Source organism: Microbulbifer regidiadema (SeqCode) (assembly GCF_052466995.1).
Genome location: NZ_CP174297.1, coordinates 1783747 through 1798735, shown reverse-complemented (window position 1 = coordinate 1798735; position 14989 = coordinate 1783747). Strand labels below are relative to the sequence as shown.

Annotated in this window: 17 protein-coding genes, 2 pseudogenes and 1 riboswitch; of the genes and pseudogenes, 7 read left to right on the top strand and 12 right to left on the bottom strand. The window is 52.0% G+C overall.

Annotated features, from left to right (window positions below):
- Window positions 1-201: 201 nt before the first annotated feature.
- Window positions 202-876: a hypothetical protein gene (locus ACJJIK_RS07800; protein ID WP_444944675.1), complete on the bottom strand. Its 675-nt coding sequence runs from the start codon at window positions 874-876 to the stop codon at window positions 202-204.
- A 374-nt stretch (window positions 877-1250) separates the two neighbouring features.
- Here ACJJIK_RS07800 and ACJJIK_RS07795 point away from each other — a divergent pair, with 374 nt between their 5' ends.
- From ACJJIK_RS07795 to ACJJIK_RS07770, 6 genes are all read left to right on the top strand, one after another.
- Window positions 1251-1412, top strand: a complete 162-nt coding sequence (locus ACJJIK_RS07795; RefSeq protein WP_444944674.1) for a hypothetical protein — start codon at window positions 1251-1253, stop codon at window positions 1410-1412.
- 54 nt (window positions 1413-1466) lie between these two features.
- Window positions 1467-1613, top strand: coding sequence for a hypothetical protein (locus ACJJIK_RS07790; protein WP_444944673.1), 147 nt, complete (start codon window positions 1467-1469; stop codon window positions 1611-1613).
- A gap of 76 nt (window positions 1614-1689) precedes the next feature.
- Window positions 1690-1980, top strand: coding sequence for an IS66 family insertion sequence element accessory protein TnpA (gene tnpA, locus ACJJIK_RS07785; protein WP_444944672.1), 291 nt, complete (start codon window positions 1690-1692; stop codon window positions 1978-1980).
- Window positions 1980-2336, top strand: coding sequence for an IS66 family insertion sequence element accessory protein TnpB (tnpB, locus tag ACJJIK_RS07780; protein ID WP_444944671.1), 357 nt, complete (start codon window positions 1980-1982; stop codon window positions 2334-2336). Before tnpA ends, tnpB begins: the two co-directional genes overlap by 1 nt.
- 26 nt (window positions 2337-2362) lie before the next feature.
- The gene (gene tnpC / locus ACJJIK_RS07775; RefSeq protein ID WP_444944670.1) at window positions 2363-3913 is read left to right on the top strand and encodes an IS66 family transposase; all 1551 of its coding nucleotides are present in this window, start codon (window positions 2363-2365) and stop codon (window positions 3911-3913) included.
- Between the two features lie 47 nt (window positions 3914-3960).
- Window positions 3961-4284 (top strand): hypothetical protein, encoded by a 324-nt coding sequence (locus ACJJIK_RS07770; protein ID WP_444944669.1) that lies wholly within the window; start codon window positions 3961-3963, stop codon window positions 4282-4284.
- 334 nt (window positions 4285-4618) lie between these two features.
- Here the strand turns inward: ACJJIK_RS07770 and ACJJIK_RS07765 are convergent, their stop codons facing one another.
- Both ACJJIK_RS07765 and ACJJIK_RS07760 read right to left on the bottom strand, forming a co-directional pair.
- Window positions 4619-4927, bottom strand: coding sequence for a hypothetical protein (locus ACJJIK_RS07765; RefSeq protein WP_444944668.1), 309 nt, complete (start codon window positions 4925-4927; stop codon window positions 4619-4621).
- A 296-nt stretch (window positions 4928-5223) separates the two neighbouring features.
- Window positions 5224-6467 (bottom strand): annotated as a pseudogene (locus tag ACJJIK_RS07760) (IS256 family transposase).
- A gap of 159 nt (window positions 6468-6626) precedes the next feature.
- Between ACJJIK_RS07760 and ACJJIK_RS07755 the strand changes: the two are divergent.
- A complete protein-coding gene (locus ACJJIK_RS07755; protein ID WP_444944667.1) occupies window positions 6627-6956 on the top strand; it encodes a hypothetical protein in 330 nt (109 codons plus the stop codon).
- Window positions 6957-6988: 32 nt separating this feature from the next.
- On the opposite strand, the pseudogene ACJJIK_RS07750 reads toward ACJJIK_RS07755, so the two are convergent.
- From ACJJIK_RS07750 to ACJJIK_RS07710, 9 genes and pseudogenes are all read right to left on the bottom strand, one after another.
- Window positions 6989-7342, bottom strand: a pseudogene (locus ACJJIK_RS07750) (IS630 family transposase); the annotation flags it as partial.
- Complete coding sequence (locus ACJJIK_RS07745; protein ID WP_444944666.1) at window positions 7329-7781, bottom strand: hypothetical protein; 453 nt, start codon at window positions 7779-7781, stop codon at window positions 7329-7331. The pseudogene ACJJIK_RS07750 and the gene ACJJIK_RS07745, both read right to left, overlap by 14 nt.
- A 101-nt stretch (window positions 7782-7882) precedes the next feature.
- Window positions 7883-8128, bottom strand: coding sequence for a hypothetical protein (locus ACJJIK_RS07740; protein ID WP_444930364.1), 246 nt, complete (start codon window positions 8126-8128; stop codon window positions 7883-7885).
- Between the two features lie 56 nt (window positions 8129-8184).
- Complete coding sequence (locus ACJJIK_RS07735) at window positions 8185-8313, bottom strand: hypothetical protein (RefSeq protein WP_444944665.1); 129 nt, start codon at window positions 8311-8313, stop codon at window positions 8185-8187.
- A 383-nt stretch (window positions 8314-8696) separates the two neighbouring features.
- Window positions 8697-9722, bottom strand: a complete 1026-nt coding sequence (tdh, locus tag ACJJIK_RS07730) for an L-threonine 3-dehydrogenase (RefSeq protein ID WP_444930365.1) — start codon at window positions 9720-9722, stop codon at window positions 8697-8699.
- An 89-nt stretch (window positions 9723-9811) separates the two neighbouring features.
- Window positions 9812-11011: a glycine C-acetyltransferase gene (locus ACJJIK_RS07725; protein ID WP_444944664.1), complete on the bottom strand. Its 1200-nt coding sequence runs from the start codon at window positions 11009-11011 to the stop codon at window positions 9812-9814.
- A 78-nt stretch (window positions 11012-11089) separates the two neighbouring features.
- Window positions 11090-11305, bottom strand: a complete 216-nt coding sequence (locus ACJJIK_RS07720; protein ID WP_444930367.1) for a hypothetical protein — start codon at window positions 11303-11305, stop codon at window positions 11090-11092.
- 58 nt (window positions 11306-11363) lie between these two features.
- Window positions 11364-11490: riboswitch (SAM-I-IV-variant riboswitch) on the bottom strand.
- Window positions 11491-11555: 65 nt separating this feature from the next.
- Window positions 11556-12989, bottom strand: coding sequence for an aldehyde dehydrogenase family protein (locus ACJJIK_RS07715; RefSeq protein WP_444944663.1), 1434 nt, complete (start codon window positions 12987-12989; stop codon window positions 11556-11558).
- A 28-nt stretch (window positions 12990-13017) separates the two neighbouring features.
- Window positions 13018-14622, bottom strand: a complete 1605-nt coding sequence (locus ACJJIK_RS07710; RefSeq protein WP_444944662.1) for a 5-guanidino-2-oxopentanoate decarboxylase — start codon at window positions 14620-14622, stop codon at window positions 13018-13020.
- Window positions 14623-14989: the final 367 nt, after the last annotated feature.

Genomic DNA, 14989 nt, shown 5'->3' with positions numbered 1-14989 from the left:
CTTGATTTTTATTGTTGGGTATAGACGGCAAGTGTCTAGATTATTATGTGCAGGGATGTTGATTACATTAACTATTAATTGCATGTATTTGTTTTTTTTCGATGTGGGGAAAGTTTCGATATTTTTGGTTAATGTAATCTTTTTGGCTTTATTGCTGGTATTTGGGTTTTGTAAGATTTCCAATTGTACTGGTAGAAATGCTTAGGGTATCTCTGAAAACAAAAAAGCGAAAACAAAAAAGGATAGCCATGGATTGGAGGGTAAAAGCTGGGTGAGAACTTCTGTGCCACAGAGCGGGTAGATGGAGTGCCTACAACAAAGTGGGTGGCGGATTGGCGCTGATAACGTTTTTAGATCGTAGGTAAAAAGGTGCGGGGGCAGGTAGGGATACCAGTACTCTGGGGATAACCAGGGTTCGAAATTACCTTGTTCAGCTGGGCGCGGGGCTAAGAATTGTTGGCAGTCTTGCAACCCATGTATCCAGCGTTTATCGAGCTGAACGCAGGCTTTTCGTACAGCCTCTGCTGATCCCACCAAGCTTTTAAATCGGCTTTCAACGTTCCGGTTGAGGTAGAGCCAGTGTTTTACTGAGGTACCCAGCCGATTCAGGGTCGGGGGTGTATTTTGAGAAATGGTGCCGCGCTTCCTCGGGTCTAAATGCCGATCACTCCAGTCCATTAATGCCAAATAGTGATCCAGCTGAAAGGGCGGTCCTTTCGGCATATTAAGGCGCTCGCCGCCCACAAACGGCAGTAGTTCCTTGGGCTGTTTGCCTAAGACCGCAGTACGAATACGCTGTTGAATTGATGTGTAATCAGAATCTTCAGGAGTCTTGGCAATATTGGCACGGATGGGGTTGAGGTCGATGTAGACCATGCAGGCGGCGAGGGCTCTTTCATCTAGTAAAGCTTGGGATTTGAAGCGCCCCTCTCAGAAGCGGCCGGTGCAATGGTCTTCGGCATTGGCCTGGCGAGCGATAGCCTCATTCAGGCAGCGCATAAACCAGCTGACATCCATCGCCATAGCTAAATTAGCTCTTTAATTTTGTGCTTTTCACTGAAGTCTAGAGAGGCGCCCTGAATAAAGCGTCGAGCCAAATTAGAAACTTTAAATAGCTCCTGCGAGCGAAGAATAACCTCAATGTCAGATCAGGCTTTAGCGGTCTTGGCATCGCTCTCAGCTGGCCTAACACTGAAGTCATTCTCCGCTGGCAAAAGCTCTTCAAAGTTTCCACTCTCGCGCTACGCTACTTGCGAGGTGATACACTCGATCACAGTGAGACGAACAAGCTCAATGAAGTCGTCACATTATGGCGGGAGCGCCTTATGGATATCAGCTGGTTTATGCGCTGCCAGAATGAGGCTATCGCTCGCCAGGCCAATGCCGAAGACCATTGCACCGGCCGCTTCTGAGAGGGGCGCTTCAAATCCCAAGCTTTACTAGATGAAAGAGCCCTCGCCGCCTGCATGGTCTACATCGACCTCAACCCCATCCGTGCCAATATTGCCAAGACTCCTGAAGATTCTGATTACACATCAATTCAACAGCGTATTCGTGCGGCAATCTCCGGTGAACAACCCAAAAGCTTGCTGCCCCTGGTAGGTGGTGAGTAAGCGCTCAACAAACCCCATCTAAAACTCTGAAATCCATCCAGATATGCTCCTGATTTTTAATGATCAGGAGATACGCATGACCCAGCAAAGCAAATCAGATTTCTGGACAGAGCACGTAACCCAGTGGAAGGCTAGCGACCTTTCCCAAGCCGCCTATTGCCAGCAGCACCAGCTAAAGCTCAGTACCTTCACCTATTGGCGTAGCAAGCAGAGCAAAAATACAGCCAAACTCATGCCGATAACAATGCCGCCTTCTCAAACTTCAATGGTCATGACTTTGCCGGGTAATATTCAGATACAACTACCAACATCTGAACTGGAACATACCTTGCCAGTGCTTTGGCGTCTTCTACGGGAGCAGCATTAATGCTGCGCCCAAAACAATCAGCGCAAGCGTATTTGTATATGGAGCCCGTCGATATGCGTAAATCGATTGATGGTCTGGCAGCACTGGTTGAGCAGGAAATGGCGCTGTCGCCGGCTCTGGAGGCACTCTTTGTATTCTGTAATCGCAACCGCGATAAAATCAAGCTGCTTTACTGGGAGCGCAACGGCTTTGTGGTCTGGTATAAGCGTCTGGAAAAACAGCGCTTCCACTGGATGTGGGCGGATGAAATAACTCACACTGCACGCAGTGGCCGTGAGCTCAACCAGCTGCTCGACGGCCTTAATATCTGGAGCCAAAAGCCCCATCAATTGATTCAATTTGACTCGATAACCTGACCTGAAGTTGTTGTAAAATAGCGGGCATGATTAGCGAGACCGCAGAACAACTCCCCGACGATCCAGAAGCGCTAAAGGCGCTTCTGCGACAGCAATCCGAACAGCTAGAAAACAGGCAGCAGCGTATTCGCCTGCTCGAAGAACAAATCTTGTTACTGCAGAATAAGCGCTTCGGCAGTAGCAGTGAGAAAGCAGACTCCAGTCAGATCAACCTCTTCAATGAGGCAGAAACGCTTGCCGATGACGCAATCGAAGAAGCCAGCCCCGACACTCCCAGTACAGAAACCGTGACTTACACGCACAGGAAATCTGCCGGGCGCAAACCATTGCCGCAAGACCTGCCCCGTGTGCGCATTGAACACGATTTGTCTGAAGAGGAAAAAATTTGCCGCTGCGGTTGCCAGATGCAAGCAATGGGTGAAGTTATCAGCGAACAGCTGGATATCATCCCAGCCAAGATCCAGGTGCTTGAGCACGTCCGTAAAAAATATGCCTGCAAGGCCTGTGAATCCTGCGTAAAAACGGCAGCACTCCCACCACAGCCGATCCCTAAAAGTAATGCCAGTCCCGGCTTACTTGCGCATATAGCTGCTGCCAAATATCAGGATGCGCTACCTCTCGCCCGGCAGGAAAAAATCTTTCACCGCATCGGTGTGGCATTGCCACGCAATACTCTGGCCAACTGGATGATCCGCAGTGGTGCCCTGATACAGCCACTGCTCAATCTATTGGAAGATAAACTGCGGGAAGGGTCCATTATCCAATGTGATGAAACCCCACTCCAAGTGCTGAAAGAACCGGACAAACCTTCGCAAAGCCAATCTTATATGTGGGTACGGCGCGGCGGCCTGCCAGATCAAAAAGTGATTCTGTTTGATTACTCGCCCAGTCGCAGCGGAGAAGTCGCCGGCAGCCTGCTGTCGGGCTTCAGAGGCTATTTACAAACCGATGACTACGCCGGTTATCATGCTGTGGGCAATGAAAAATCCATTACCCATCTCGGCTGCTGGGCGCATGCACGGCGGAAATTTATCGAAGCGCAAAAGATTGCCGGCGGTAAAGTAAAAAATAAAGGTAAAAATCATCAGCCGAGTAAAGCCGACATCGCTCTCAATTACATAGGCCACCTATACGGCATTGAACGTAAAGGGCAAGGACTCAGGCCAAGTGAACGATATTGTCTCCGCCAAGAAGAAAGTCTACCTTTGCTGGAAAAAATCCGGATCTGGCTCGATAAAACACTCCCCAAAGTATTACCGAAGACCGCCCTTGGAAAAGCGCTTGGGTATCTGCACAAGAACTGGAAAAAACTAACGGTCTACACCGAAGATGGGCAGTTAAATATTGACAATAACGCAGCCGAAAATGCCATCCGCCCCTTTGTGATCGGACGTAAGAACTGGTTGTTCAGTGATACGCCGAGAGGCGCCAAAGCCAGTGCCGCACTATACGGCTTAATCGAAACCGCCAAAGCTAATGGCCTTGAACCGTATGATTACCTGCGCCGGGTTTACACCGACTTACCGAGTGTGCAGAGCGTCGAGGATATTGAAGCTTTATTGCCTTGGAATCTTTAAGGCATAACGGAAGCAAATCTTCCGTATGAATCAAAGGGTGGGGTTTATTGAGCGCTTACGGTGGTGAGCGTCTAAACATGCCTAAAGGCCTACCTTTTCAGCTAGATCACTATTTGGAACTGGTAGACTGGAGCGGTCGACATTTGGACCCCAGAAAACGGGGCCTGATTGCCAAAGAAACGCCACCCATTCTGAAACGATTAGGTATCGCTCCCAAACACTGGCTTTACCTCAACCGAAACTTTGAAAGTCGCTTTAAGGGCTTGGTAGGTTCAGTAGAGACTGTTCGACTGGCCTGTATCCGGCTCAACAAGCGCTGGGTACACGGTATAGGTGACTGTCAACACTTCCTCTCTTCAGCTTCCTGCTAATTCCTATCCAATCTCTCGATACCGCTACTCCCACTTTCTATCTACAAGCACCACTTTCGAGCTTCAACCTCAACTCCTCAAGGTTTCATCGCCCCCACTCCCTCAAGCAGAAAGAATAAGCCGTCAGAGATGGGGGCTAGCTCTATCACTAGCACCCCTCTCTAATCTGTGGATGTCCTAGATTGCGGTTCCCAAGGTTTTCTGTCTATGGGTGTCCAGAATCTCTCCTACTGGGCTGAAATTATACCCACAGGCACCGAGATACATAGCACTATAATTAAAGACCACCACATAAGAGTATACCCACGTGACATACACTCCTCCGCCAATTGGTTTAGCTTCTTATTTTTTTAGCCCCATCTTTTAACCTTCTCTGACTCTCATCCCTGAATATATATACCTCAAAAAGCCAAACACAAAACCAAACACTAGCAAGAACGTAAGGCTCCTCAATGCCGAGCGAATCCAAATCTATACCAACAATAAAAAATAAAAAATGCAAAAAAAGATAAATAATTGAGGCATAGATAATTACAATAATAATGAGAGCCTTATAGAGTATCCCACCCAGATGCTCAGCCGCCCTAAACAGAGGACCATGAGTAACCCATAGCAGCCTCAATAAAAATAACTTCATTTCCATATTCAACCTTAAAAACTTTCAATCTCTCAACAAAAATAAAACCTCAATACATCCCTACTTTTCGGGGCACACAAAGTCATTCAAGCACTATTAACCACCTATCACTTATACCCCATAAAATCATATCTCACTCTAGCCTAATCTCTCAGACGCAGATCAGCTTCGGAAAATTTATTTTCATGATGCTTGTCCCAGGCCTCCTGAATAAGCCGCTGACTAGCATCATCAAGCCCATCGCTAGCAAAAGAATCATATGCCCGAGAGTTATTGTCAATTCTGGTGTTCAGCAGGTTTGATCAGGCAGCGCTCTGGTCAGCGGTTGGCACCTCTTCTCCATCTTTGAATTTCACTCCGGTGATGACCTTCGCAAGGTAGTCAAAGCCTCGAAGCTTTCTCCATTTTCCTTCCGCGCACATCCCGAGCTTGAACAACATGTGCAGCATCCCTTCTCTCGATAGACAGCCTTTCGAACGCTTGGTCCGGTGCCGTATCGTCCTGAACGTCGACTCAATCGGGTTCGTTGTTCGGATACTCTGCCAGTGTTTTGCCGGGAAGTCGTAGAAGCTCATTAACTCTTCATGATCCTTTAGCAAGCACTCGACAACTTTTGGGTATTTGGCTTCGTACGTCTTGATAAACGTGTCAAATGCCTTTTCCGCGTTCGCCCGCGTCTCTGCCTGCCAGATGTCGTGCAGGAAGCGTTTGGCTTTCGGCTGACTCGCCTTTGGCAGCTTGTTCAGGACGTTGGCCGTCTTGTGTACCCAGCAACGCTGCTGGCGGGTTTCGGGGTAGGTTTCTGCGCCGACCAGAACCCCATAGCGCCGTCGCCAACAGCCAGCTCTGGGGCGCTCATGCCACGCTCTTTCAGCTTACCCAGCACACCTTTCCAGCTCAGCGTCGACTCCCGCTCTCCATCTTCCATCGCCAGAAAGTGCTTCTCTCCACGCTCATTTACGCCTATGACGACCAGAGCGCAGAGTTTGCTTTCTTCCGAGCGTAGGCCGCTGTATATGCCGTCTGCCCAAATGTATACCCAGCGATCTTTATCCAGGGATTTGGCTCGCCAAGTATCATAGTCGCCTTTCCACTGTGCCTTCAGGCGAGCCACTGTACTGGCCGACAGACCTTTCGCTTCTAGGCCAACCAGCACCGAAAGAGCCTCTTCCATCTCACCGGTTGAAACACCCTTCAGGTATAGCCACGGTAGCGCCGTCTCTAGTGAGCGGGCCTTGCGAACGTAGGGCGGCACCAGGGCTGAGCGGAAGGTTACCGGCTCCCCATCCTTGCTTCGGACCTTCGGCACCTTCACCTTTATTGGGCCAATTCCGGTCTGTATATCGCGCTCCGGCAGGTGGCCGTTGCGGACGACTGCGGCGCGGCCACTGTCCAGGAGATGACCTTGAAAGCCTTCCATAAACGTGGATAGCTCCGCCTCAATCGCCTGCTGCAGCAGCTCCCGTGCACCTCGGCGCAGAAGCTCGGTCAGTAGGTCAGTGGTCTCCTGTCGACCTGTAAACTCAACAGCGGTATTCTTGTCCATAGCAGCGTACTCTTGGTTGGTTGCTTTGTTTGGCGACAACAAATCAACCAGATACGCTGCTTTCTTTCAAATCTTCAAACATCAGATTTGGTTATAACTCGGTCGAAGAGTGGGCTAGTTTAAACTGTTGTAGTGATGACGGTTGATGTGAGGGTGGTTATGTTTGTGTGGATTGTTGAGGTGATTGGGGCGGTACTGATATTTTTTGCTTTTTCAGGGCTAATTTTAGGCTGTGTATTTTTCTTTATTAAAAGGAGAGATCTTCAATCTTTATTGATTTTAATTGGCTTGGTAATCACTGAATCTGGAAGGCTGTTTCGCTTATATGGACCATCCTACATGTTGGAAACTGGTGAAGTGTGGATTAAGTTGACAGATGGATCATCGCAGATGGTGTTTATTTTAAGCAATTTATCAGTGCCGTTGGGGATATTTATAGTAATGATTGGGTTCTTATCATTAAGTTGGAGCGAATATAAAAATAAATAGATTTAGATTCCTGCATTCAACATAGCCGTTTCCAACTCCTTGACTGAGGTGAATACCCCTCGGCGTAACTGCTTCTCTGTGAGTAATCCAAAAAATCTTTCTACCAGATTTAGCCTGGATGAACTGGTCGGAATAAAATGAAGATGAACTCGTTTGTTTCTCTTGAGCCAGCGCTTTACATTTTCATGCTTGTGAGTCGCGTAATTATCGACGATAAGATGAAGATCCTGTTCTTTGGGTGTTTGCTTTTCTACGGTCTTTAAAAAGCCTAAGAACTCCTGATGACGATGGTGCTTTCTACACTCACCTATGACCTCACCAGTCAGCGTATTAAGGGCGGCAAAAAGAGTGCTTGTCCCGTGACGTTTATAATCATGGGTCATGGTGCCACACCGCTTCAATGCCCGCACCATTTAATATTCTTCGGTCAAGAATGGGGATAAGGTCCATAAAGTGTGCTGACAGTAACGCAGAAGCGTATGATGCACCAAACCCTCTGATTTTTGTATCGTTGGATTTTGTTAAATCAGTAATGTCTTTGCATAATTTTATAAGCCCGGCTGTTTCTTGCTTATTTAGCTGAGGTAGCGTTTTGCCATTAAAATTATGATCGATCTCAGAAAGTACAGCCTCATAGCTACTCAGTTTGCTGCCAAGTGTGATCTCAGGCTCAGTAATTGAGGTATTACCACCCTTGAAATTACTTACATGCAACAAATCAACAATGCCTAATGAGAGTCGTTGACTCTTGTTTGAAATGAATGTTTGATAATGCGTCATGGCAACATCAAGCATTTCCCATGTTGTGTGTGGGTTTCGTGCCATAATTCGATAGCCTTTAGTGCCGCAAGCAACGGCTGCAATGTCATATTGAGGTCGAGGAATGGAGATCTTCTCCGCGTGGTAGATAGTGTTATCCTGTTTCGTTAAACATTATTGGCTCCGCCGACAGTGGCATACATGCTATAGGCCCCTATGCCAAGAGCAATCCAAAATAAGAAGCCTATTAATACAACAATGAGTCCATCTGGATCAGGATCACGTTTGGTAAATTGCTTACTAATGAAATAACCGGGCCCTTTCAGTAATAACTCGAAGATTATTTCTATAAATATGTGGCCTAAGAAATGGCCAATAACTCTAAAAAAACCTCCGACGACTTCCTCTATCATATGGTTCCTTGTGTTGTCTAACTTTGCCAGTAGGAGCGGCTGAAATATAACCTAGGTCATCCAGTCCGGCAACCAGCTGGATGAGCCTGCCAAGGCTTGTATAGTAGAGCGTTCGCCATTGATGTTGCATAATCGCGGGTGGATTTTTCTGTTTTAGTCATTTTCTTAAGGGCTTCTAATTCCATTTTTCAAATCCGACACCTCCTTTAAGAGTCGGTCAAGGTTTATTCCTCCTTGTTGACGGTTCACAAGACTGAAGGTAAAAGTCAGAAATAGTACCGCTGCACCAAGTGTTGCTAGCTAACAATTAATTTTCCGAACAATACCAAGACATTGTTTCCTGCATTCAGCTCTGCGCATCTTGCGCTCAGCCGGCTGAATGTTAAACATGTAACTATGGACTATTCATCACACTTATATGATGAAGTAGATCTGTGGATTGTGTCCGAAGAATTGAATTTGCCCGTAGGTAAGGTGCGGTAGATAGCGCAAAATTCCTGTTGGAAAGAGGGCGGCAGATTGAGGATAGAGAGGGAGCAGCTGCGGGAAATCCCGCAGCTGCTAGGACTTATTTCCAGTTCAGAATTACCTTACCGGATTCACCAGAGCCCATGGTATCGAAGCCTTTTTGGAAGTCGTCGATAGAAAACTGGTGAGTAATAATCGGGGTCAAATCCAGGCCGGACTGAATCAGGCTGGCCATCTTATACCAGGTCTCAAACATCTCGCGGCCGTAGATGCCCTTGATAATCAGGCCTTTAAAAATAACCTGTCCCCAGTCAATTGCCATTTCACCTGCGGGGATACCGAGCATGGCAATTTTGCCGCCGTGATTCATCGCGGCAATCATATCGCGGAAGGCGACGGGTACGCCGGACATCTCCAGGCCAACGTCAAAGCCTTCGCTCATTCCCAACTCGCTCATTACGTCGTTGAGGTTTTCCTTGGCGACGTTTACCGCGCGGGTGGCACCCATTTTACGCGCCAGTTCCAGGCGGTATTCGTTGATGTCGGTGATCACCACATGGCGGGCGCCCACGTGTCTGGCAACCGCTGCGGCCATAATACCGATGGGGCCAGCGCCGGTAATCAGTACATCTTCGCCAACCAGGTCGAAAGACAGGGCGGTGTGTACCGCGTTGCCGAGGGGGTCAAAGATGGAGGCGAGATCGTCGGAGATATTGTCTGGGATCTTAAAGGCGTTGAGTGCGGGAATCACCAGATACTCTGCGAAGGCGCCGGGGCGGTCTACGCCGACACCGTAGGTGTTGCGGCACAAATGGCGGCGGCCGGCGCGACAATTGCGGCAGTGGCCGCAAGTGATATGGCCTTCACCAGAAACCCGGTCACCTACCTGGAAACCCGCAACTTCCTGCCCCATACCCACAACTTCACCCACATACTCGTGGCCAACTACCATGGGGACGGGAATGGTTTTTTGAGACCATTCATCCCAGTTGTAGATATGCATGTCGGTACCGCAAATTGCGGTTTTGTGAATCTTGATCAGCAGGTCATTGTGGCCCGGGGTGGGGATTTCCACATCGGTGAGCCAGATTCCCACTTCGGATTTCAGTTTGGATAGTGCTTTCATTGTCTTAAAAACTACAAATGGCAAGGCGCGGTGCCGCTTTGCTGAATCCCTTGTGAGGATTACGGCAACGGCACCGCTGTCTGTTGGGTTTAGATAATATTTAGCTCGCGACCGACTTCAATGAAAGCATCGATACACTGGTCGAGCTGCTCGCGGGTGTGGGCGGCGGACATCTGGGTGCGGATACGGGCCTGGCCTTTGGGCACTACCGGGTAGAAGAAGCCGACGACGTAGATACCGCGCTCCAGCATCTTGTCAGCCATTTTCTGTGCCAGGGCAGCGTCGCCGATCATAACTGGGATAATGGGGTGGTCGGCACCGGCCAGGGTGAAACCGGCTTCGGACATGCGCTTGCGGAAGTAGGCGGAGTTGTCGCGCAGTTGTTCACGCAGCTCGCCGCCTTCAGTCAGCATATCCAACACTTTCAGCGAGGCGGTGACGATAGCCGGGGCTACGGAGTTGGAGAACAGATAGGGGCGCGAGCGCTGGCGCAGCAAATCGATAATTTCTTTGCGGCCAGAGGTAAAGCCGCCGGAAGCGCCGCCGAGGGCCTTGCCCAGGGTGCCGGTAATAATATCGACACGGTCGATCACATCGCAGTACTCGTGGGTGCCGCGACCGTGGTCACCGAGAAAGCCCACGGCGTGGGAGTCATCTACCATAACCAGGGCGTTGTGCTGGTCGGCCAGATCGCACAGGGCTTTGAGGTTGGCGATCACGCCGTCCATAGAAAAGACGCCGTCGGTGGCGATCAGCTTGGTCTTGGCGCCAGCGGCGTCTGCGGCTTGCAACTGCTTTTCCAGTTCCGCCATATCGTTGTTGGCGTAGCGGTAGCGCTTGGCTTTACACAGGCGCACGCCGTCGATAATAGAGGCGTGGTTGAGGGCGTCGGAGATGATGGCATCTTCCGGGCCGAGCAGTGTTTCGAATAGGCCGCCGTTGGCGTCGAAGCAGGAGGTGTAGAGGATGGTGTCCTCGGTGTGCAGGAACTCAGACAGGCGCGATTCCAGCGCTTTGTGGATGTCCTGGGTGCCGCAGATAAAGCGCACGGAGGCCATGCCGAAGCCGTATTGCTCAAGCCCCTCTTTAGCCGCTTTAATCAGGTCCGGGTGGTTGGCCAGGCCCAGGTAGTTGTTGGCGCAGAAATTAAGTACCTGGGTGTCGTTGTTCACCTGGATCTCAGCGGCTTGCTGGGAAGTAATAATCCGCTCGCGCTTGTACAGACCGTCGGCATCGATCTGTTTTAGTTCGCTGCGCAGGTGCTCAAAGAATGGTTCTGGCTTTGACATGGTATTGTTTTTAGCTCCTGTCGGGTGCTCTTGGCACAGGGTAATGGGCGCGAACTCGCGGCGCCTGTCGCTTCTACTTTATCCCGCCAGCTTGCAGGCCTCGTGGGCCGAAATCGGGTGCTCACTGGCGCGGCAACTGGTGGCAAATTTTAATGCCTCTTCGGCGGTGTCGAACAGTAGTTGCCACAACAACTGACGATCACCTCTTCTCACCGCGCGTACAGCCGTGTGGCTTCTCTGGCTGGCAATTTGGATTTCGATAATATCTTTGCTGGAAAACGGTGATTCGGACATGGTCCCTCCAATGGTAAAACTATGGAGGGCTGACGTGGAAATGGCGAAATGATATTCGCCCATCCGGTTGGTTTGCTCTGGTAGAGCCCCATCCTCCCCGCAGGCTTTGTGTGCCGCAGAGAGAGAACCACCTTGCCCCGGTCGGCAGGTTGGCGTTGGCGTCAGCCACTCTCGTGATGTGCGAGCAAAGATAACGGGGAGGGGATTGGCAGTCAACAGCACCGCCCTGATTAGAGGGCGGTGCAGACATTTATGCGGGAAGCTGCACGGATTTTAGTTCGATAAACTCACCGAGACCCGCCTCACCAAACTCGCGTCCGTTGCCGGAGCGCTTGTAACCGCCGAAGGGGGCGTCGTAGTTAAACTCTCCGCCGTTGACAAAACACAGGCCGGCTTCAATACGGCGAACGATGGGCATAGCGCTCTCGGCGTCTTTGGCCCAAACCCCGCTGGACAGGCCGTACTCGGTGTCGTTGGCAATGGCGATCGCCTCATCCATATCTTTGTAGGGGATCAGGCAGGTCACCGGGCCGAAGATCTCTTCCCGGGCGATGGTCATCTCGTTGTGTACATCGGCGAAGACCGTGGGTTTTACATAGAATCCCTTTTCCAGTCCGTTGGGCCGGTCGAGGCCGCCGGCCACAAGGCGGGCGCCTTCGTCGATGCCTTTTTCGATATAGCTGCGCACAATCCCCAGCTGGCGGGCGGAGGACAGTGGGCCCATAAAGGCGTTGGTGTCGGTGCCCAGCGCCACTTCTTCAGCTACCTGCTTGGCGATTTTTACCGCCTCTTCATAGTGCTCGGCGGGGACCAGCATACGGGTGAGTGCGGTACAGGTTTGTCCACTGTTAATAAATACATCTTCGCAGCCCCAGCGAACCGCTGCTCGAAGGTCTGCATCCGGGGTGATAATCAGGGGCGATTTGCCGCCGAGTTCTTGGGTTACTCTTTTTACCGTGGGCGCTGCGGCTTTGGCCACTTCAACCCCTGCGCGGGTAGAGCCGGTAAAGGACACCATATCGATTCCCGGGTGCGAGGACAGCGCGGCCCCCACTACTGAGCCCGGGCCGGGAGTCAGATTGAAGACGCCCGCCGGAACGCCGGCGGCTTCGATGATCTCCGCCATGATGTAATCCTGTAGCGGAGTGGTTTCCGAGGGTTTGGCGATTATGGTGCAGCCCGCAGCGAGGGCCGGGGCAACCTTGCCGACAAACTGGTGCAGGGGGTAGTTCCAGGGAGTGATAAAGCCGCACACACCCACCGGTTCGCGAATGAGCACCGAGTGGGCGGCTTTTTCGGTCTCCTCCATTATCGAGGTGCGCTCGGCGTAGTAGCGCATCGCATAGATGGGGCCGTCTACATGCAGCCAGCGGGTAATGTGGGCGGGGCAACCGAGGGTTTGTGAGATCGCCTGGGTCAAGTCTTCCTTGCGCGCCTCCATACCATCGGCAATGGCAGTTAGCAGGGCCGAGCGCTGTGCTGCGCTGGTGTGACGCCACTGTTTAAAGGCGCTGCGAGCGGCGCTGACGGCGGTGTCGACGTCCTCAGCAGAGCCCTCCACTACCTGGCAGATCATCTCTTCCGTGGCGGGATTGATAACCGGGTGGGAGCCGTTGCCGAGGGGTTCACGCCACTCACCATTAATAAACAGTTTGTCTGTATGCAGTTTGTTGAAATCTGTCATGTCACGCTTCCGTTTGCTTTGCGCCGCTTTAAGGGGCGGTGATTTCGATGAGTGTTGGTGTTTTGCGTTGTAGGGCTTCAGCAACTGCCGCCGCTAATTGTTGCGGCTTGTCGATACGGCAGCCCTCGGCGCCAAATGATTGTGCCAGTGCGACAAAATCCGGCGTGCGCAGGTTAACCCCTTCTTGGGGGACTTCTGCGGCATCCATAAAGTCGCGAATCTCTCCGTAGCCGCTGTTATTCCACACCAGGATCGGCAGGGGTAATTGCTGTTCTACCGCAACGGCCAGCTCGCCCAGAGTAAACATCAGGCCGCCATCGCCGATCAGGGCAATAACATCCCGTGTGCTGGATAGTTTGGCGCCGATTGAAGCGGGCAGGGCAAAGCCCAGGGTACCGTAGCCGGTGGTGCAGGTGACATGGCTGCGGGGGTAGTACAGCGGCAGGGCGTGGTTGGTATTATAGGCCAGCTGGGTGGAGTCGGTAACCAGAATCCCCTCCTCTGGCAGGGCCTCGCGCAGGGCCTCAACCCAGGGAAAACGCTCCTCAGAGCCTTCCCACCACTCTTTGCGGCAGCGGCGGATTAATTGTGAAACTTCCTCTTCTGCCTGTCGCTTCGAGCTTTCTTCGTGCGCGAGCAGGGCTGCGCTCAACTGCTGTAGGCTTTCAGCGGCATCGGCGCAGATCGCCAGGTCCGGTTGGGCGTTGCATACCAGTTGGGCTGGGTCGATATCGATGCGAATCAGTTTGCCGGAGAAAGCGTAATCCTCGCGCACCAGATTGCGGTCAGTTTCGGCAAGTTCAGTGCCAACGGCCAAGACTACATCGGCAGTTTCCACTCGCTCGCGCACGCAATCAAAGCTGAGATTGGCACCGCCACACAGGGGGTGTCTCTCGTCGACAACGCCTTTGGCGGCCAGCGATAGGAAAACTGGGGCAGTGATCTTTTCCGCAATTTGTGTTGCCGCTTCCCCGGCGGATTGCGCGCCACCGCCGAGAAGAATCACCGGGCGCTCGGCAGCTTGCAGCCACTGGGCCGCAGTTGCGATGGCTGTCGCACTGGCTGCCGAGGCTGTGGCGCTGGGGGCCGCGCAGTAATCGTCCAGTTGGCCGGGCATCACTGCCGGGAACAGGTCGATAGGAATTTCGATATGCACAGGGCCGGGGCGGCTGGATTGCAGTAGCTGGAATGCCCGCGCCATCACTTCCGGTAGTTGCTCCGCCTGGGTCAGGGTGTGCTGCCAGATACAAAAGCCCCGGCTGGCATCGCTCTGGCGGGGTAGCTCGTGCAGGCGCCCACGGCCCATGCCCAGATCTTCCCGGCGATTGACGGCGGAAATAACCAACATGGGAATGGAATCCGAGTAAGCTTGCGCCATAGCCGTAGCTGCGTTGGTGAGTCCCGGCCCGGTAATCAGGAAGCAGACACCGGGTTTGCCGCTGGCGCGGGCATAGCCGTCAGCCATAAAGGCGGCGCCCTGTTCGTGTCTTGGCGTGATATGCATCAATTCGCTACCGGGTAGGCCACGGTACAGTTCGATGGTATGCACGCCGGGAATCCCGAAAACTTTTTCTACCTGGTATTCACGCAGCAGGCGCATCAGCACCTGGGCGCATGTGGGCGCAGAGGACATAAGCACCATTTTCCTTATTCGTGTAAAAATGCAGTGAGCCTAGCGGCCCGCCAATAGGGGTGCAAGCATCCGCAGAGTCTGCATCTTCACAGGCAAAATCGCAGGAAAATTGAGATTCCTCCTAGGGAGCCTCTGAATAATTCCGTGATACCTCTGCGGGCCTTGCAGGTCACAGAGGTTGGGCACAGCTCGCCGCGAATGGCCGCAGCCCTTTGTAGTAGAAGAGCCGCAACGCAGCAGCTGGGGCTTGCAGAGCGATTTTCACTCTGCGCTGCGGTCTCTTGAGCGGTCCAGATATCCCTGCGAAGTCGCTCCCTGACTGAGAGCCGCTCTGTAGAGGCATCACGGAATTATTTAAGGGCTCCCT